We start from the raw sequence: 17252 nt of genomic DNA, 5'->3' as shown, positions 1-17252 counted from the left end.
CTCAGTCAAACTTGCGGGACGGCGCCATCACCATGGCCTCACCGACCAACACCTTCTTGCCATCGACCATGCAGCGGCAATCCAGCTTGACCCGCCGCTTGTCGATTTCGATGCCAGTGACTTCGACCTCCGCCAGAACCAGATCGCCGGGGCGCACGGGGGCGAGGAACTTCAGCGACTGGCTCATGTAGATCGTGCCATGGCCGGGCAGCTGCTCGCCGATCACCGCAGAGATCAGCCCGGCTGTCAGCATCCCATGGGCAATGCGCCCCTGAAACATGGTGTCCTGGGCGTAATCCTCGTCCAGGTGCACGGGATTATGATCGGTCGAGACTTCGGCGAACATCTCGATATCCTTATCTGTCACCTCTTTGCGCAGATAGCGGACCATCCCCATTTCGATATCTTCAATGCAGATGGTCCCGCGTGGAAAATTGTCCAACATGTGCCTCTCCCGGTTGCCGTAGATTTGCAGTCGATTGTTTTTTTGGCGGTCCGCCTGGTGTGCAGCGGAAACAATCGAGCAAATATTAACTCGTTACGGCAACTTTATTACTTCGCAACCGCAGAAAAGCAAGTGTTTTCTGGCTTAGCGCAATTTGCCTATGGAATAGGTCGGCGCGGAATTTTCCTTTTCCAAATATTGGGTTAGCGCGGTTTCATCCGGTTGGTGATCGGTTTGGGTCTCTTTTGCGGCAAGTCCACCTGTGATGAACAGTGAGTCCAGGCCCTCCCCCATGGCGCCGGCGACATCCGTATGCGGCCCATCGCCGATCGCCAGAATGTCGCGGTCGGCGATGTCCTGACCCAGTTCCGCCAGACGCCGCCGCGCCAGATCATAGATCGGCGGATGGGGTTTGCCGAAATAGAGGCTCTCACCGCCCATTTCGGTATAAAGCCGCGCCAGCGCACCGGCGCACCACTCGCGGGTTTCGCCGCGATCGACCACGATGTCGGGGTTCGCGCAGAGCAGCTTCAACCCCATCTGCTTGGCATAGAGAAAGTCGGGACGGTTCACGTCAGGGTCCGCCTGGGTGTCAAAGGGACCGCAGCAGACGATGCCTTCAGCCTCTTTGAGCGGCACCCGGACAACGTCAATCGGATCGTCCAGCATTTTCAAGGGTTCGAAGAACCCGGCGTCGCGCTCCCATTCGCCCATGAAATAGACTTTGCTTCCGACCGCACCATTGAACATCGCAGCCCGAGCAGAGTCACCCGAGGTGGCAATGGTGTCATAGGCATCACCCGGCACACCAAAGTCGCCCAGCTGGGCCGCAACCCCGGCGCGGGGTTTGGGGGAGTTGGTCAGCAGCACAACAATGCCGCCGTCTTTACGATAGGCCTGCAGCGCTGCGACTGCTTCTGAATAAGCGGTGATTCCGTTATGAACACAGCCCCACAGATCGACGAACAGGGCTTTGTACTGCTTTGAGACCTCTGCGAGCGAGGAAATGATCTGGGTCATGAGCTGATCTTTCGCATGGGATTCCGGTAGCTCAAGCTATGGCAGAGCCGATGGTATTTGACCAGATCGGCCCTATTTCCAGTTTTTTAACAACCGACGCGTAGAACGAGAGTGAGTTTCAACCTTGAGGTGTGCTGTAATGTTACGAACTATTTCCACGAAGACCCGATTTATGATTTCGGGGGCAGTATCGGTTTTTACGATCTTGGTGCTTGCTCTGATATCTGTCTACAGCCTCTGGCAAAGCGAGCTGGAGTTGGAACGTCAGATTGATGTCACCAAAACAGTTCGGCATGAGTTGAAAGCTGACCTTCTTCATGAGGAAATACGTGCGGAAGTGATCTTCCTGGTGTTCGCAGGTGACCACGCAACCATAGAAGAGAAGAATAAACTGAGCCGCCGGGTTGTTGAGGCCAGTGAAGAGATGCGTGAAAATCTCGAGTTGTTGAAGGGGGACTCTCTACCACCGCAGGCGCTAGCCCAAGTTGAGAGCATGGTGCCTGAGGTCGAGGCTTTTATAGAGCGGGGGACCAACATCGCTGAAGTGGCCATTGACGACCCCGTAGCGGCTGAAGCAATGCTTGATGCATTTGAGTTGAGCTATAAGGCGCTTAACAAAAAGCTCCATCCGCTAAGCGATTGGATCGAAGAGGCTGCGATTGAAACCGCGGAATCCGCACGGGCCCATGATATAATACTCCTTTATATGCTGCTTGGAACCTCTGCGCTGTTGATTGTTGTTACCGTCTACAACGCCCGTAAAATGACCTTGAATATCGTGCGCCCGATTGGCCGTCTGCGCGAAGCCCTGCGGGAAGTGGCCGAAGGGGACTTTGGGCTAAAAGTAGAAGAACGGATGCGTGGGGATGACTTTGGGCAGATTGCCCATGACATCGACCGCGTGTCAGGACGTGTCATTGACGAACTCGACAAACAGAACGCGCTGCGCGACGAAAGCGAAAAGGTGATCGACCGGTTGCGTCGGGGCTTGCAGCGGCTTGCGGCCGGCGATTTCAGCGATCAGATCAACGAGAGCTTTGGGTCCGACTATGATCCGCTCAGGATCAACTATAATGAAACCGTGGACAAGCTGAACGAAGTTATGGCGCAAGTGGTCAACGCCAGTGCAGCGATCCAGACCCAATCCAATGAAATCCGGGGTGGTGCCGAAAATATGTCGGCCCGTACCGAAAGCCAGGCGGCCACGCTGGAAGAAACGGCCGCTGCGCTGGAGGAGATGACGGTCAGTGTCAACAACTCCGCAAATAACGCCAAAGCCGTGGAAGGCGCCGTGGACTCAGCGCGTAAAGACGTCGAGAACAGCGGCCGGGTTGTTGAGGGGGCGATCGAGGCAATGAACGAAATCGAGCGTTCTTCAAGCCAGATTTCCCAAATCATCGGCGTGATTGACGATATCGCATTCCAGACCAATCTTCTGGCGTTGAACGCTGGCGTGGAGGCTGCCCGGGCTGGTGAGGTTGGGCGCGGCTTCGCGGTCGTCGCGTCTGAAGTGCGCGCATTGGCGCAACGCTCGTCTGATGCGGCCAATGAAATCAAAACACTGATCACCGCCAGCACAAAAACGGTCGAGGAGGGGGTTGAAAAGGTCGATAGCGCTGGCAAAGCCCTGACTCAGGTCGTGGGAGAAGTGGTCAATATCGCCACCTTGGTCTCCGGGATCTCCACCGAGTCGGGAGAACAGGCGCAAGGGCTGAACGAGATCAACATCGGTGTTGCTCAACTCGACAATGTGACCCAGCAGAACGCCGCAATGGTTGAGGAATCCGGGGCGGCCATTCTGAAGATGAACAACGAAACCCATGGGCTCAATCAGATTGTCAGTCAGTTTGTCCTGCTGTCATCGAGAGGAGCTGAGGGCCGACCCTCTCCCGCTCCTGCGCGCGCGGCGTCAGTGGCTGCTGCGGATCATCCGGATGAGGAACGTTGGGAAGACTATAATGAGGTCTCCGCGCATGGGTCTGCTTCAGGCGATGGCATTGATGAATGGAATAGCCACGGCACGCCATCGCAGAAACCCGCTGCGTCGACAGGCGATACCGGGAACCGTGACGGCTGGGCGGATGATGATGCGGTGGCCAATTTCGCATAACACAGATCAGGCCAAGGCGCGCAGCGGATATTGCGCGCCTTGGTTATGAACTTCAGCGATACAATGCTTCAGATACAGGCGCTTCACATGATGCAGATATCAAGGTGGGCTGGTCAGCCGCTTGATAGTCATGGCAGGTTTTGCGCGTCGCTGTAGGCACGCAAGATGCGGCGGCTGTTGGCATATGGGGCCAAGTCATGCAGCACAAAAGAAGAGTCAGCCCGTTTCTGACCTGATTGCGCAATTGCATATCAGCTTCACGGCGCGCTGGCCCGGTCGCCGGGAGGGGCATGCGAGGTCGAAGACCTCAGGCACAGGCTGCCAACCCGATGCAGCATGGGAACCCCGGGCACAGGTGTTCGCCGCTGCGAGGAAAACTGGCGGAGCGCTGCTGACAGTGACCTCTCTGCGGGGATCGTTCGGAAACCAAAAAATGCGGGGCTCGGTATAAGCCCCGCATTTCAACAATCATATTGCGGCAGCAATAGGCAGCCGCCTTAACCTTAGCGCATTGAGATCCAGCGACCTCAGATCGCCAAATTGGGGATGATCTGTTTTTTACGGCTCATCACGCCGGGCAGAACGACGGTATCGCCCTCGGCTGTGGCATCAAAGCTCTTGGAGGCCAGGCTGCGGACCAGATCATTGGGGACCAGCAATGTGGCCTCTTCCTTCAGGATGTCCACGACGAACAGCAGAACCTGATCGACACCGTCTTCTTTGGCCACCGATGTCATGGTTTCCATCAAGGACGCCTTGCGATCCAGAACCACGCCGGGAGCGGTGGTTTCCAGAACGGAGACGCGGAACTTGGTGCCGTCGACCGCATATTCCTTTGAATCCATCCGCAGGAGTTCTGCGTCGGAGAAGGCCGACACGTCGGATTTCGCAGCAAACATATCGGCGGCATAAGCGGCGATATCCACGCCCAGATCTTCTGCCAGGCTATAAGCCACGGCCTTGTCTTCCTGGGTTGTGGTGGGGGAGCGGAACTCCAGCGTGTCACTCAGGATACAGGTCAGCATCGCGCCTTTGATCTCACGCGGGGCCTGGGCCAGATCTGCGCCGATCATCTTCCACATGATGGTCGCGGTGCAGGCGACCGGCTCGATGCGGATGTTGATCGGGCCTTTTGTTTCCAGGCCGCCAACCAGCTTGTGGTGATCAATAATCGCTTGAATATCGGCGCCATTGATATTGGCGGGCAATTCGGCGGGATTGTTGGTGTCGACGATCACAACAGGCTGATCATCGGCGACGTCTGCGATGATCTCCGGCTTATCCAGACCCCAGTGCCGCAGCATGAAGGCCGCCTCGGTGTTGGGCTCGCCCAGCAGTTTCGGCGCGGCGTCGGCGCCTTTGATCTGGTTCAGGTACCAGGACCAGATGATCGCGGAGCCGGTGGAATCGGTGTCGGGAGATTTATGGCCGAAGACGAAGGTGGTCATGACGTGTGTCCTATGCAGGTGCCGGAATTTTGCGCGTCTTATAGGCATGGGGCGGAGACTTGTCACCCCGGACCGGTGACTGATCAAGGCGGCTATGTCGTTTGTGCAGATCTACGCTGACCGGCAGGGATCTAAGGCACCGGGCAGGCGATCGTGGCGAACTGCTTTTCCTTCGGCGCGGTCGCGGCTACCATCGCGCTATGGACCGAGAAGATCAGCTCTATCCGCCTGTTAAGGCCCTGTTCGAAAGCCAGGGCTACACCGTCAAGGGTGAGGTCGGCGCCGCTGACGTTGTAGCCTGTCGCGGTGATGAGCCGCCGGTCATCGTAGAGCTGAAGCTGCGGTTTTCACTCTCCCTGTTTCATCAGGCGATCACACGGCTCGCGCTGAGCGATCTGGTCTATATCGCGGTGCCCAAACCATCGGGACGTCAGGCGCGGCGCATGCTCAAAGACAACTTGTCGATGTGCCGACGTCTGGGATTGGGGCTGATTACGGTGCTGCCGGATGGGCGGGTTGAGGTGCAATGCGATCCAGGGCCTTATGCGCCACGCAAGTCGGCGAAAAAGCAGACGCGTCTGCTGCGCGAGTTCCAACGCCTTCAGGGCGATCCCAACGCAGGCGGCGCAACACGTCACGGCATTGTCACTGCCTATCGTCAGGATGCGCTGCGCTGTGCTGCCCATCTGGCCGAGCACGGGCCAAGCAAAGGGGCGGTCGTAGCCAAAATGGTAAATGTCCCGCAAGCGACGCGGATCATGGCGAGCAATCACTACGGCTGGTTCAGTCGCGTGCAGACAGGTATTTACCAATTGACGGAGGCAGGCCAGGCAGGCCTGGTTCATTGGGCCCACAGCTGGGAGCCAACAAGGCCTGTCGAGGCGACCCAGTCAGAATGGGAACAGGGCTGACGCACGCGCCCGAAAATTGCCACAAAATTTCCTAAGCAACCTGTTGACAGAGGCGCGCACCCTGCCTAGCTATTCCGTCGTTAGCACTCAATCGTGTTGAGTGCTAACACCCTCTGCGGGGAGCAGGGGGAGGGACAACAACCTTTGAGCCTTTAAGGAGCTACAAAGATGGCACTGAAACCGCTTCATGACCGCGTGCTGGTCCGTCGCACCGAGAGCGAAGAAAAAACCGCCGGTGGTCTGATCATTCCTGATTCCGCCAAGGAAAAGCCGAGCGAAGGCGTTGTCGTTGCAACCGGCGAAGGCGCACGTAAGGACAGCGGCGAGTTGATCGCGATGGCTGTGTCTGCTGGCGACAAAATCCTGTTCGGCAAATGGTCCGGCACTGAGGTCAACGTCGACGGCGAAGAGCTGCTGATGATGAAAGAAAGCGACATCATGGGCATCATCGAGTAAGATGCCGGGTTTTCCCGAATTCTTCTCTGATCCCATCCGCTGACAACTACAGATTTTCTCTAGGAGAGTGAACAATGGCTGCTAAGGACGTCAAATTCGACACCGATGCCCGCAACCGTATGCTGAAAGGCGTCAACATTCTGGCTGATGCCGTGAAAGTGACCCTGGGCCCCAAAGGCCGCAATGTGGTTCTGGACAAATCCTTCGGCGCACCGCGCATCACCAAGGATGGCGTGTCCGTGGCAAAGGAAATCGAACTGGAAGACAAGTTCGAAAACATGGGCGCCCAGATGGTGAAGGAAGTTGCTTCCCGCACCAACGACGAAGCCGGTGACGGTACCACCACCGCAACCGTGCTGGCGCAAGCCATCGTCAAAGAAGGCCTGAAGCAGGTTGCTGCTGGCCTGAACCCGATGGACCTGAAGCGCGGCATCGACCTCGCGACCTCCAAGGTTGTCGAAGCGATCAAAGCATCGGCCCGTGACGTAAAAGACAGCGACGAAGTTGCGCAGGTTGGCACCATCTCCGCCAACGGCGAAGCTGAAATCGGCCGTCAGATCGCAGACGCGATGCAGAAAGTCGGCAACGAAGGCGTCATCACCGTCGAAGAAAACAAAGGTCTGGAAACCGAGACCACAGTTGTCGAAGGTATGCAGTTCGACCGTGGTTACCTGTCGCCTTACTTCGTCACCAACCCTGACAAGATGATTGCAGAGCTCGACGACTGCATGATCCTGCTGCACGAGAAGAAACTCTCCTCGCTGCAAGCCATGGTTCCGCTGCTGGAGCAGGTGATCCAGTCGCAGAAGCCGCTGCTGATCATCGCGGAAGACGTCGAAGGCGAAGCGCTGGCAACTCTGGTTGTCAACAAACTGCGCGGCGGCCTGAAAATTGCTGCTGTCAAGGCGCCGGGCTTCGGCGATCGCCGCAAAGCCATGCTGCAGGACATCGCGATTCTGACCGGTGGTCAGGTGATCTCCGAAGATCTGGGCATGAAGCTTGAGTCCGTCACCATGGACATGCTGGGCACCGCCAAGAAAATCGAAATCACCAAAGACGAAACCACCATCGTCGATGGTGCTGGCGAGAAGGCCGAGATCGAAGCACGTGTTGCACAGATCCGCACCCAGATCGAAGAAACCACGTCCGACTATGATCGTGAGAAGCTGCAAGAGCGCGTTGCCAAACTGGCAGGCGGTGTTGCTGTTATCCGCGTCGGTGGCATGACCGAAGTGGAAGTGAAAGAGCGTAAAGACCGCGTCGACGATGCCCTGAACGCAACCCGCGCAGCTGTGCAGGAAGGTGTCATCGTTGGTGGTGGTGTTGCTCTGGTTCAGGCCGGTAAGGCACTGGACGGTGTCGAGGGTGCAAACTCTGACCAGAACGCCGGTATTACCATCGTGCGCAAAGCCATCGAAGCGCCGCTGCGCCAGATCGCTGAAAACGCAGGTGTCGACGGTGCCGTGGTTGCAGGCAAGATCCGCGAATCCGCGGACAACAGCTTCGGCTACAACGCTCAGACCGATGAATATGGCGACATGTTCTCCTTCGGCGTGATTGACCCGGCCAAAGTGACCCGCACCGCTCTGGAAGATGCGGCATCGGTTGCTGGCCTTCTGATCACCACCGAAGCCATGGTTGCTGACAAGCCCGCCAAAGAAGGCGCGGCGGCAGGCGGCGGCATGCCCGACATGGGCGGCATGGGTGGCATGGGCGGCATGATGTAATCACAAATCCCGTTGGGATTTGGGATGCGACAAAAGGCGATTGGCCGCATAGGCCAATCTGCCAGACGTCCGCCACTTATGATGTTAGGAATTTGGGCTGCCTTCGGGCGGCCCTTTTTCATTTTGGACAGCGAAGGCCCGCCTTGCGGACCTGCCTGCGGCGCGAGTATTTTTAGAAAGGTGACTGCCGGGAGGTTTGCTTGTCATTGCTCTCTTTTCGTTTTTGAAACGACGGCCTAAAGTCATCCTCATGGTCAAAGCCGTTTTTATTCAATCTTCGCATTCAGGTTATGACGATCAGCCGGGCAAAGCGTATCACTTTCCGAAAAAGCACTATTTGAGTCGGGTAGAACAAACCGTTGGTGATTGGGTGATTTTCTACGAAGGACGACGCGGAGGTGGAAGAGGCTACCATGCTGTCCAGCGCGTGCTTCAGGTTCAGAGCGACCCTAACGACCCGGAAATGGCGTACGCGCTGCTGGACGTCGGCAGTGAGTTGTCTTTCGAAAATCTCGTTCCAAGATGGGTAGATGGTCAGGGTCCGTTTGAAACTGGGCTGCCTAAATCGCGCGGCAGCAATACGAGCGCAGTTCGATTGATTTCGGATGGAGATTTTGCGCGGATAATCAATGCAGGGCTGGAGGCACGTAAAGAGCCGAATGCCATTCCAAGAACCGGAGATTTTGTCGCTGAGCCTGGTTTTGCAGAGGCGCCGGCCCCCTTCGAACCCCAGATTCAACCGCGCGAGATGCTGCTGTCTCAGCGGGCTTTCCGGGACCGTAGCTTTGCGAGGCAGGTCAAACATGCTTACGGCGGGCGCTGCTCAATGTCAGGGCTGGAACTGCGCAATGGCGGCGGACGGGCCGAGGTGGAAGCAGCGCACATCGTGCCGATCTCGGAACGTGGTCCCGATACGGTGCGCAATGGCTTGGCTCTGTCGGGCACGGTACATTGGATGTTTGACAGGGGGCTGTTGTCGATCAGCGATAACAATGAAGTGCTTGTTGCCAAAAACGCGGCGGATAAGGCGGCGCTGGACCGTTTGCTGCTGCCCGACAGGCGTCTGATTGAGCCTGCGAACGAGGCATATAAACCACATAAATCCTATCTTCGATGGCATCGGGAAAATGTGTTCAAGGGCTAATGCCGTTCGCTATGGGAGCGGTCGGGCTCTGGATCTGTGCCTAGACATAAAAATATCAGTGGTCCCGGGCATCTCGGCAGGGTAGCCCTAGCGCATGCGTCTGATTTTTCTCGTCTCTCTCACCATGGTGGCCTTTGCTGCGAATTCCATTCTGGGCCGGTTGGCCATTGGTGGGGGCTATATGGAAGCAACCAGCTTTGGTCTGCTGCGACTGTTTTCCGGGGCGGTGACGCTGATTGCGCTTTGTATACTTCGCGGGCTGTCGGTGCGGCGCGATCTGCGGCAGACGCTTTGGGGCGCGGCGGCGCTTTCGATCTATATCGTCGGGTTTTCCGTAGCCTACCAGGATCTTGATGCGGGGCTTGGCGCCCTGATCCTGTTTGGTGTTGTGCAGGTGTCGATGTTTCTCTGGGGGAGTTTCAGTGGCAGCCCGGTGTCTTGGGGGCAGATCGGTGGGGCAGGGATTGCGTTCGCCGGGCTTGCGTTTGTGGTCTGGCCCAGCGGTGGCGCATCCGCCGCGCCGCTGGGGGCGTCGCTGTTGATGGCTTTGGGAGGGCTTGGTTGGGCGGCGTATAGTCTGCTGGGGCGTGGAGCGCGGGCGCCGCTTGCGGCGACGGCAGTGAATTTCGCGGTAGCAACCCTGATGATGGTGCCGGGGGTCCTGCTGTTTGGTGGCGATATCGTGGTCACGCGAACAGGGGGGCTTCTGGCGGTCCTATCAGGGGCGGTGACTTCCGGACTTGGCTATGCGCTCTGGTATCATGTGCTTCCCAGATTGTCGCCTGCGGTGGCGGCAACGGTGCAATTGTCCGTGCCGGTGATTGCAATCCTCGCAGGTGCCGCACTGCTGGGAGAGGCGATCACGGTTTCATTGGTGATCGGGTCGACAGCTGTTTTGGGCGGGATCGCCGTTGTTGTCTTGTCTGCTCCCGGTCGCAGGACGGCTGCGCACAGCAAGACAGTGGCGGAGCGCTGACACGTTGCGTCACAGCAGACCCATTTGCGGTCCACCCTTCCTGTTGTAGGGCTTTGGCCCTATGTGCAGTGTTCCATGATCCCAGTGAGGTCGCGAAACACCATGATCCGTTCTTTTATCCCCTCTGCGCTGACGGGCGCGGTTTTGTGTTTCTCCGCAGCCATGGCGCGCGCGGATTGCGCCATTCTGCTGCATGGGCTGGCGCGCAGTGAAATCTCGCTGGCGGTGATGGGGCAGGTGCTTGAGGCGCGCGGTGTCCACGTCGTTATCCCCGGCTACCCTTCGACTGACAAAGCGGTGGCGGATCTTGCGGCCGAGACGCTGCCCGATGCAGTTGAGCACTGCACAGCCCTCATCTCAGAGGGTGAGCGTATCCATTTTGTCACCCATTCCATGGGAGCCATCCTGCTGCGTCACTGGCTTCAGAGCCACCGACCGGACGCGTTGGGTCGCACGGTCATGCTGGCTCCGCCCAACCACGGCAGTGAGCTGGTGGATGAGTTGGGCGATTGGGAGGTGTTTGGCCTTCTGAACGGCCCCGCTGGCCTGCAGCTGGGGACGGATGCGGACAGCCTGCCCAACCGGTTGCCACCGGCCAGTTTCCCCGTTGGTGTGATTGCCGGCGATCTGTCGCTTAATCCGATTTTCTCCGCGATCATACCGGGAGCAGATGATGGCAAAGTCTCCGTGGAGAGCACCTATCTGGAGGGGATGGTAGATCACATCGTGCTGCCCGTCACCCATACGTTTATGATGAACAACCCTCAGGTTATCGCGCAGGCGCTGCATTTCCTCGACGCCGGGCGCTTTGATCCGGATATCACGTGGCTCGACTCGATCACGGGACAGATTGAGGAGGCCTGCGCGCAAGGCCGGTGCAGTGATGATGGAAATCAGCCGCAAGGGGAGGCACAGCCATGAGCGCGCTCGAACTGACATTGACCGGGGCAGATGTGCTGCGCCCGGACGGCTTGGAACGCGGTGGCGAGTTGACCTTCGCAGGAGGTGAGATCCAGACAGCGCGCGCCGGGCGGGCGATTGATCTGTCAGGCTACCGTATATTGCCTGGCATCGTGGATTTGCACGGCGACGGATTTGAACGTCATCTGGCGCCGCGTCGTGGCGCGATGAAGCAGATGACCGAGGGCGTGATTGCCGCCGAGGCGGAACTGGCCGCCAATGGCATCACCACGGCTGTGCTGGCGCAGTTTTATTCCTGGGAAGGTGGGCTGCGTGGCCCGGACTTTGCGGGCCAGGTGTTTGAGGGGATCAAAGCGGCTCGGTCCCGGGTGGTGACAGACCTGGTTCCACAACTGCGGTTCGAAATCCATCTGCTGGATGCCTATGATGAGCTGCCCTCTCAGATCGCGCGGTGGCAGGTGCCTTATGTGGTGTTCAACGACCATTTGCCGCATGACCGGCTGGCACAGGGGAAAAAACCGCCGCGTCTGACTGGGCAGGCGCTGAAAGCGGGGCGCAATCCGGACGTTCATTGGCAGATGCTGAAGGATATGCATGCCCGCAGACCGGAGGTGCCCGCCGCACTTGATAAGCTGGCTGCGACGCTGGGCGCTGCAGGGGTCCGCCTTGGCAGCCATGATGACCATAGCGCCGGGGACCGCATCACGTGGCGCAATCGCGGTGCGCGGATTTCGGAATTCCCGGAAACGATGGCGGCCGCAGAGACGGCCAAAGCCGCAGGCGATGCTGTTATCCTTGGCTCACCCAATGTGGTGCGAGGCGGCTCGCATAAGGGCAATGCCTCAGCGCTGGATCTTATTACCATGGGGCTGTGCGATGCGCTTGCGTCGGATTACCACTATCCCAGCCCGCGCCGGGCCGCGTTGATGCTGGAGCGTTCCGGCCTGCTGGATCTCGCAGGCGCGTGGCGGCTGGTGTCGGAGGGGCCAGCGCAGATCCTCGGGCTTGAGGATCGGGGGCGCTTGGGAACAGGGCTGCGCGCCGATCTGGTGATCCTTGACGCTGACGATCAGATCGCGGCGACTTTTTCAGGCGGTCGGGTCAGCTATATGAGCGGCGATGTGGCCGCCCGTTTTCTCACCTGACTGCAGCAGCACTACAGCAGGCAGCGGCGCGGCGCTGCCCATCAGGCCGGATGGCCCTCTGCGCAGCGCGTAAAACCGGCGGGGCCGCTTTTACTGCCGCGGTCGCCGCTACCGGGGCATCTTCTGGCTGAAAATATCCCGGGGTTTGGGGCGGCGCTCCAAGATCCCAACCCCGCATCTCAGGTCTGCGGTTTTTGCACCCGATTAACATGGCCCATCTTGCGGCCCGGCTTTGCCTCGGTCTTGCCGTAGAGGTGGAGAGCGCAGTCGGCCTCTTTTGCCAGTTCGGGCACCCGGTCCATATCGGCACCAATCAGATTTTCCATCACAACGTCGCTATGCCGCTGCCCGTCGCCAAGACTCCAGCCCGCAACCGCACGGATATGCTGCTCGAACTGATCAATGGCGCAGCCGTTCTGGGTCCAATGGCCGGAGTTATGGACGCGCGGGGCGATCTCGTTCACGATCAACCCCTGGGGTGTGACGAACAACTCGACCCCAAGAACACCGACATATTCGAGTGCATTCAGGATTTTGCCTGCCATCAGCACCGCATCCATGCGCTGCCCTGCACTGAGGCGGGCAGGAACGGTTGTGGTATGCAGGATACCGTCGCGGTGGATGTTCTCACCGGGATCAAAACAGGCGATTTCACCGCTGACGCCCCGGGCTGCAATGACTGAAACCTCATGGCTGAAATTCACGAACCCTTCAAGGATCGAGGGCGCGCCTGCCATGGCAGCCAGTGCGTCGGCCGCGTCTTCAGGCGTTTTGATGCGGGCTTGCCCCTTGCCGTCATAACCAAAACGGCGGGTCTTCAGGATCGATGGGGCGCCGATCTGTGTCAGCGCCGCGTCGAGACTGGCCTGATCGGAGATATCGGCAAAAGCGGCAGTTTGCAGGCCCAGATCCTGCAGAAAGGTCTTCTCGGTCAGGCGGTCCTGACTGATGCGCAGTGCCTCGCGGCCAGGGCGGATCGGCTTCAGTGTTTCCAGCAGATCAAGGGCCGAGGTCGGGATGTTTTCAAACTCATAGGTGATCACATCAACGGAGGCGGCAAAGGCGGCCAGTGCTTCGGCGTCTTCGTAGCTGGCGGTTGTGACCTGGTCGGCAACATGGGCTGCGGGCGGCTTGGCGCTGGGCTCAAAGATATGTGTTCTGAACCCGAGGCGCGAGGCCGCGACCGAGAGCATCCGCCCCAACTGACCCCCACCGAGGATGCCGATGATTGCGCCGGGTTTCAGAGCGTTTTCAGACAGGTCAGTCATCAACAGGTTCCTCTGGGATGGAGGCAGAGAGGGCAGCGCGCCAGTCGTCGAGGCGTTGGGCGAGATCTGCGTCCTGCAGTGCCAGAATACCAGCAGCCATCAGGCCTGCATTGGCCGCCCCGGCGGCACCGATGGCCATGGTGGCCACGGGAAACCCCTTGGGCATCTGCACGATGGAATAGAGCGAATCGACACCGGAGAGGGCGCGGGTCTGGACCGGCACACCAACCACAGGCACGCGGGTTTTTGAGGCGACCATGCCGGGCAGGTGGGCGGCACCACCGGCGCCAGCGATAATCACCTGCAAGCCGCGGTCGGCAGCGGATTTGCCGTAGCTCCACAGCCGGTCGGGGGTCCGGTGGGCTGAGACGATCTTTGCCTCATAGGGAACGCCCAGGTCATCCAGGAGGGTGGCGGCCTCTTTCATAGTGGGCCAATCCGACTGGCTGCCCATGATGATGCCCACTTTAATGTCGGCGGTGTGCTCTGGCATAGGCTCAGATCCTGTCATGCCGCGGGCCTGCGAACCCGCTGGGTTGGAGGAAGCGCGCACTATAGAGAACCCTGTGCATCACGCAATGCGGCAATGAACCCTTTGGGGCGCAGTGTTTGGAGGTCAGGATCAGGCGATGATATCCGGTGTTAGCCGGTCTTCGATCAGCGCGATCTTGTCCTTCAGGATCAGCTTCTGCTTCTTCAGTCGCTGAATGGTCAGCTGATCGCTGGTGCCACGGTCCTGCAGGGCGGTGATTGCCTCATCCAGATCGCGGTGTTGCCTGCGAAACACCTCCAGCTCCACCTGTAAAACATCGTCGGTTTTCATGGAGATATCGGTTGGTGCGTTCATTGGCGACTCGGCTTCTGGCGGGTTAAGACTTAGCGAATATTACGCTTTTAGGGGCTTTTGCGCCAGCGCTGCTGTGCCTTGGGCTTGTGAAAACGCATAAAACACCCATATTCTTAGGAAAGCGGTCGCCATAATGGGGCCGCCACCATACGTCGCTTTAGAATCAAGGACGAAACCTGTGTCTAAACTCACACTCGGCTCGTATCCGCATATGTTGGGATTTGAGCAATTGGAACGCCTTCTGGAACGCTCGGCCAAATCCGGGAATGAAGGCTACCCCCCTTACAATATTGAACAAACCTCGGATCATTCCTATCGCATCACGCTGGCCGTGGCCGGTTTCGGCGAGGCCGATCTGGCGATCACCGTGGAGGACCGGCAATTGGTCATCCGGGGTCGGCAGAGTGATGACAGCGATGGTCGTGTGTTTTTGCACCGGGGTATTGCCGCGCGCCAATTTCAGCGCATGTTTGTATTGGCGGATGGTGTCGAAGTTGGCGAGGCGGTCATGGAAAACGGACTGCTGCACGTCGATCTGACCCGGGCGCGACCGGAGACTGTGGTTCAGACAATCAACATCAAGAAGGGGTAAGACAGATGCACACAGCCTACCAGTTCAACGATGCAGACAGCCGTATTGTCTATGTAAAGGCCGTCGATGTGGCCGATCTCCCTGCTGAGGTTCAGGCCGGTGCCAACGGGCGCACACAGCTTTATGCAGTGCATGATGCGGCGGGGGAGCAGTTGGCGCTGGTCAGTGACCGCAAAATGGCCTTTGTGCTGGCGCGGCAACACGATTATGCACCGGTGCCTGTGCACTGACATCATCGCTGAGGGGCAGGGGGCGAGAGCGGTATCGCTGTTGCCAATCTTGTCGCAGCTCATCGGTCGGGCGCCCTCGTGGCGCCCTTTTTCATGCCTGTAAAGGCACTCGGGTCTGATGATAGTGCCAGAAATCAAGGCGTTCTCATCAGCGGCGCTATATCGGAAGCTCCAAGCAAATGTCCCTTGCGATACGGCCATTGGCGTGGTCTTGCTTGGAGGTGACGGGATTGATTGCGGGAGGGATCGATGCGCTACGATTTCGATTGGGTTGATGCGTTTTCGGCGCGGGCCTTTGGCGGCAATGGCTGTGCGGTCGTGCACGGTGGTGCGGAGCTGAGCGATGAGACCTGCATGGCGTATGTGCGGGAAACCTCTCTGGTGGAATGCACGTTCACCGGACCATCTGAGGTGGCCGATGTGCGGGTGCGCTATTTTCTGGCCAGCCGGGAGATCCCCTTTGCGGGCCATCCGACCATCGCGACTGTTGCAGCGCTGCGAGACCGCGGGCTGATGACCGGGGATGCGATCACATTGGAAACAGGTGCCGGGCTGGTTCGGGTCACCATTGTCGATGATCTCATAGAAATGACGCAGGTCGCGCCTGAGTTCGGCGGCTTTGCCGATCCGGAGCTGGTGGCGGCGGCGGTCTCTTTGCCGGTGGATGCAATTGTCGGGCAACCACAACGAGTATCCACCGGATTGCCCTTCTGCATTACAGTGCTGCGCGACCGGGCCTCTCTGGAGGCGGCGCAGCTGAACATCCCGGCGCTCACCCGATTGGGGGAGACGATGGGCGCCGAGGGCGTCGATATGATGGAGCCATTTCTGGTGACCCTTGAGGGCGCCACGGCGGAGGGAGATACGTTTTCACGGCTGCTGATGGCGCCGCCCAGTCCGCCAGAGGATCCGTTCACCGGCTCGGCAACCGGGGCGATGGCAGCCTACCTGTGGCGTCACGGGCTGATGGAGCCCGATCACTTCATCGCGGAGCAGGGGCATGGGCTGGGGCGGCCGGGGCAGGCCGTTGTAACCCGGGTGGGTCCGGCAGAGGCACCCAGCGGTATCCGGGTTGCGGGGCGGGGCTATGTGCTGATGCGTGGCACTGTCGATTTGCCTGACGCCAGCTGACAGAAAGGCCGGAACCTGATGCGGGAACCTGCGATTGCGGTTGTGCCTTACGGGGCCAGACTGAGCCGCAACTTTGCCAGCCGTGACCTCTCCACTTTGCATTGGCCGCTCGGCTGCCCTGAGGCGCTGGGCGGCGGGCAGGTCGCAGACCTGACAGCGCGGGACCACCTGATCGTCTGGGCCAAAACGGCCATGTATTTCCAGCCGCGCTGGCCCTGTGCTGCGCAGACTTCGATGATGGTTATGGAGCCAAAGATCATGTCGGCGCTGCATCATCGACTGTTGCCCTGGACGTGCCGCCGGTTTTTCCGGGTGTTCAGCTATGACGATGATCTGCTGGGCCGGATCGGCAATGGGGTGTTCCTGCCGTTTGGGACCACCTGGGTGCCGGAGTGGCGGGATCTGACCGTGGAGAAATGCGCGGATCTTTCGGTTATCGCCTCTGCCAAACGCGATCATCCCGGTCATAAGCTCCGCCATGAGATAGTCGCGCATCTGCAAAGCACAAAGCCTGAAGCCGCCATTCTGGGGCGCGGATACCAGCCCTTTGAGGCAAAGTCCGACGGGCTGGCGCCTTATCGGTACAGCGTGGTGATCGAGAATGTGCGTGAGCGGAATTACTTCTCCGAAAAACTCATTGATGCGATCCTGTGCGAAACGGTGCCGATCTATTGGGGGTGCCCGAATATCAGCGATTTCCTTGATCCGACCGGCATGATGGTCTGCGCCTCGGCGGAGGAGCTGCGCGCTGCCATCTCAATGATTTCAGAAGGGGACTATGCCGCGCGGCTGCCAGCGCTTCGGGCGATCAAGTCTGAGGCTGCGCGCTATGGAGAGATCGAGCGGCGCGCGGCGGAGGCGCTGGTAGCGAACCTCTGAGA

At 59.0% G+C, this 17252-nt stretch carries 18 protein-coding genes; 12 read left to right on the top strand and 6 right to left on the bottom strand.

Going from position 1 to position 17252, the window contains the following annotated elements:
• Position 1 precedes the first annotated feature (1 nt).
• Together OO25_RS11845 and OO25_RS11840 are read right to left on the bottom strand one after the other, a co-directional pair.
• Entirely contained in the window at positions 2-445 is a 444-nt protein-coding gene (locus tag OO25_RS11845) for a MaoC family dehydratase (protein ID WP_024096372.1), read from the bottom strand.
• Between the two features lie 144 nt (positions 446-589).
• Positions 590-1465 carry a TIGR01459 family HAD-type hydrolase gene (locus OO25_RS11840; RefSeq protein WP_040180249.1) on the bottom strand — a complete coding sequence of 292 codons (876 nt, stop codon included), beginning with the start codon at positions 1463-1465 and terminating at the stop codon, positions 590-592.
• A 139-nt stretch (positions 1466-1604) separates the two neighbouring features.
• Here OO25_RS11840 and OO25_RS11835 point away from each other — a divergent pair, with 139 nt between their 5' ends.
• Positions 1605-3575 carry a methyl-accepting chemotaxis protein gene (locus OO25_RS11835; RefSeq protein WP_040180247.1) on the top strand — a complete coding sequence of 657 codons (1971 nt, stop codon included), beginning with the start codon at positions 1605-1607 and terminating at the stop codon, positions 3573-3575.
• A 527-nt stretch (positions 3576-4102) separates the two neighbouring features.
• On the opposite strand, the gene OO25_RS11830 is transcribed toward OO25_RS11835, so the two are convergent.
• Positions 4103-5023, bottom strand: a complete 921-nt coding sequence (locus OO25_RS11830) for a manganese-dependent inorganic pyrophosphatase (protein ID WP_040180245.1) — start codon at positions 5021-5023, stop codon at positions 4103-4105.
• 200 nt (positions 5024-5223) lie between these two features.
• Here OO25_RS11830 and OO25_RS11825 point away from each other — a divergent pair, with 200 nt between their 5' ends.
• The 7 genes from OO25_RS11825 (at position 5224) to OO25_RS11795 (ending at position 12303) form a co-directional block, all read left to right on the top strand.
• The gene (locus OO25_RS11825) at positions 5224-5934 is read left to right on the top strand and encodes a DUF2161 domain-containing phosphodiesterase (RefSeq protein WP_040173915.1); all 711 of its coding nucleotides are present in this window, start codon (positions 5224-5226) and stop codon (positions 5932-5934) included.
• Positions 5935-6102: 168 nt separating this feature from the next.
• Positions 6103-6390, top strand: coding sequence for a co-chaperone GroES (locus OO25_RS11820; protein WP_024096377.1), 288 nt, complete (start codon positions 6103-6105; stop codon positions 6388-6390).
• A gap of 74 nt (positions 6391-6464) precedes the next feature.
• On the top strand, positions 6465-8117 hold the full coding sequence (gene groL, locus OO25_RS11815) for a chaperonin GroEL (protein WP_040173917.1): 1653 nt from the start codon (positions 6465-6467) through the stop codon (positions 8115-8117).
• 196 nt (positions 8118-8313) lie between these two features.
• Positions 8314-9261, top strand: coding sequence for an HNH endonuclease (locus tag OO25_RS11810; protein WP_242407034.1), 948 nt, complete (start codon positions 8314-8316; stop codon positions 9259-9261).
• 94 nt (positions 9262-9355) lie between these two features.
• A complete protein-coding gene (locus OO25_RS11805; protein ID WP_040180241.1) occupies positions 9356-10237 on the top strand; it encodes a DMT family transporter in 882 nt (293 codons plus the stop codon).
• A gap of 102 nt (positions 10238-10339) precedes the next feature.
• Positions 10340-11158, top strand: coding sequence for an alpha/beta fold hydrolase (locus tag OO25_RS11800; protein WP_040180240.1), 819 nt, complete (start codon positions 10340-10342; stop codon positions 11156-11158).
• On the top strand, positions 11155-12303 hold the full coding sequence (locus OO25_RS11795) for an alpha-D-ribose 1-methylphosphonate 5-triphosphate diphosphatase (RefSeq protein WP_040180239.1): 1149 nt from the start codon (positions 11155-11157) through the stop codon (positions 12301-12303). The genes OO25_RS11800 and OO25_RS11795 overlap by 4 nt, the downstream gene beginning before the upstream one ends.
• Positions 12304-12482: 179 nt before the next feature.
• Here OO25_RS11795 and OO25_RS11790 read toward each other — a convergent pair whose 3' ends face one another.
• The 3 genes from OO25_RS11790 to OO25_RS11780 all read right to left on the bottom strand — a co-directional run bounded on the left by OO25_RS11790 (position 12483) and on the right by OO25_RS11780 (position 14418).
• Positions 12483-13571, bottom strand: a complete 1089-nt coding sequence (locus OO25_RS11790; RefSeq protein ID WP_040180238.1) for a 5-(carboxyamino)imidazole ribonucleotide synthase — start codon at positions 13569-13571, stop codon at positions 12483-12485.
• The gene (gene purE / locus OO25_RS11785) at positions 13564-14064 is read right to left on the bottom strand and encodes a 5-(carboxyamino)imidazole ribonucleotide mutase (protein WP_040180236.1); all 501 of its coding nucleotides are present in this window, start codon (positions 14062-14064) and stop codon (positions 13564-13566) included. Before purE ends, OO25_RS11790 begins: the two co-directional genes overlap by 8 nt.
• 129 nt (positions 14065-14193) lie before the next feature.
• Positions 14194-14418, bottom strand: coding sequence for a YdcH family protein (locus OO25_RS11780; RefSeq protein WP_014875389.1), 225 nt, complete (start codon positions 14416-14418; stop codon positions 14194-14196).
• A gap of 178 nt (positions 14419-14596) precedes the next feature.
• Here OO25_RS11780 and OO25_RS11775 point away from each other — a divergent pair, with 178 nt between their 5' ends.
• The 4 genes from OO25_RS11775 to OO25_RS11760 all read left to right on the top strand — a co-directional run bounded on the left by OO25_RS11775 (position 14597) and on the right by OO25_RS11760 (position 17250).
• Positions 14597-15010: an Hsp20 family protein gene (locus tag OO25_RS11775; protein ID WP_024096385.1), complete on the top strand. Its 414-nt coding sequence runs from the start codon at positions 14597-14599 to the stop codon at positions 15008-15010.
• Between the two features lie 5 nt (positions 15011-15015).
• On the top strand, positions 15016-15240 hold the full coding sequence (locus tag OO25_RS11770; RefSeq protein ID WP_040173931.1) for a DUF1150 family protein: 225 nt from the start codon (positions 15016-15018) through the stop codon (positions 15238-15240).
• 249 nt (positions 15241-15489) lie between these two features.
• On the top strand, positions 15490-16371 hold the full coding sequence (locus tag OO25_RS11765) for a PhzF family phenazine biosynthesis protein (protein ID WP_040173933.1): 882 nt from the start codon (positions 15490-15492) through the stop codon (positions 16369-16371).
• 18 nt (positions 16372-16389) lie between these two features.
• Positions 16390-17250, top strand: coding sequence for a hypothetical protein (locus tag OO25_RS11760; protein ID WP_040180235.1), 861 nt, complete (start codon positions 16390-16392; stop codon positions 17248-17250).
• Positions 17251-17252: the final 2 nt, after the last annotated feature.

It is taken from the genome of Phaeobacter sp. S60 (assembly GCF_000826845.1).
GTDB classification, from domain to species: domain Bacteria; phylum Pseudomonadota; class Alphaproteobacteria; order Rhodobacterales; family Rhodobacteraceae; genus Phaeobacter; species Phaeobacter piscinae.
The sequence above is the reverse complement of the archived record's forward strand: the minus strand, read 5'-3'. Positions and strand labels throughout refer to the sequence as shown.

What these genes read in the sequence shown, in the direction of transcription:
- OO25_RS11845 (WP_024096372.1), bottom strand. Translation starts at nt 445, where the DNA reads ATGTTGGACAATTTTCCACGCGGGACCATCTGCATTGAAGATATCGAA.
- OO25_RS11840 (WP_040180249.1), bottom strand. Translation starts at nt 1,465, where the DNA reads ATGACCCAGATCATTTCCTCGCTCGCAGAGGTCTCAAAGCAGTACAAA.
- OO25_RS11835 (WP_040180247.1), top strand. Translation starts at nt 1,605, where the DNA reads ATGTTACGAACTATTTCCACGAAGACCCGATTTATGATTTCGGGGGCA.
- OO25_RS11830 (WP_040180245.1), bottom strand. Translation starts at nt 5,023, where the DNA reads ATGACCACCTTCGTCTTCGGCCATAAATCTCCCGACACCGATTCCACC.
- OO25_RS11825 (WP_040173915.1), top strand. Translation starts at nt 5,224, where the DNA reads ATGGACCGAGAAGATCAGCTCTATCCGCCTGTTAAGGCCCTGTTCGAA.
- OO25_RS11820 (WP_024096377.1), top strand. Translation starts at nt 6,103, where the DNA reads ATGGCACTGAAACCGCTTCATGACCGCGTGCTGGTCCGTCGCACCGAG.
- groL (WP_040173917.1), top strand. Translation starts at nt 6,465, where the DNA reads ATGGCTGCTAAGGACGTCAAATTCGACACCGATGCCCGCAACCGTATG.
- OO25_RS11805 (WP_040180241.1), top strand. Translation starts at nt 9,356, where the DNA reads ATGCGTCTGATTTTTCTCGTCTCTCTCACCATGGTGGCCTTTGCTGCG.
- OO25_RS11800 (WP_040180240.1), top strand. Translation starts at nt 10,340, where the DNA reads ATGATCCGTTCTTTTATCCCCTCTGCGCTGACGGGCGCGGTTTTGTGT.
- OO25_RS11795 (WP_040180239.1), top strand. Translation starts at nt 11,155, where the DNA reads ATGAGCGCGCTCGAACTGACATTGACCGGGGCAGATGTGCTGCGCCCG.
- OO25_RS11790 (WP_040180238.1), bottom strand. Translation starts at nt 13,571, where the DNA reads ATGACTGACCTGTCTGAAAACGCTCTGAAACCCGGCGCAATCATCGGC.
- purE (WP_040180236.1), bottom strand. Translation starts at nt 14,064, where the DNA reads ATGCCAGAGCACACCGCCGACATTAAAGTGGGCATCATCATGGGCAGC.
- OO25_RS11780 (WP_014875389.1), bottom strand. Translation starts at nt 14,418, where the DNA reads ATGAACGCACCAACCGATATCTCCATGAAAACCGACGATGTTTTACAG.
- OO25_RS11770 (WP_040173931.1), top strand. Translation starts at nt 15,016, where the DNA reads ATGCACACAGCCTACCAGTTCAACGATGCAGACAGCCGTATTGTCTAT.
- OO25_RS11765 (WP_040173933.1), top strand. Translation starts at nt 15,490, where the DNA reads ATGCGCTACGATTTCGATTGGGTTGATGCGTTTTCGGCGCGGGCCTTT.
- OO25_RS11760 (WP_040180235.1), top strand. Translation starts at nt 16,390, where the DNA reads ATGCGGGAACCTGCGATTGCGGTTGTGCCTTACGGGGCCAGACTGAGC.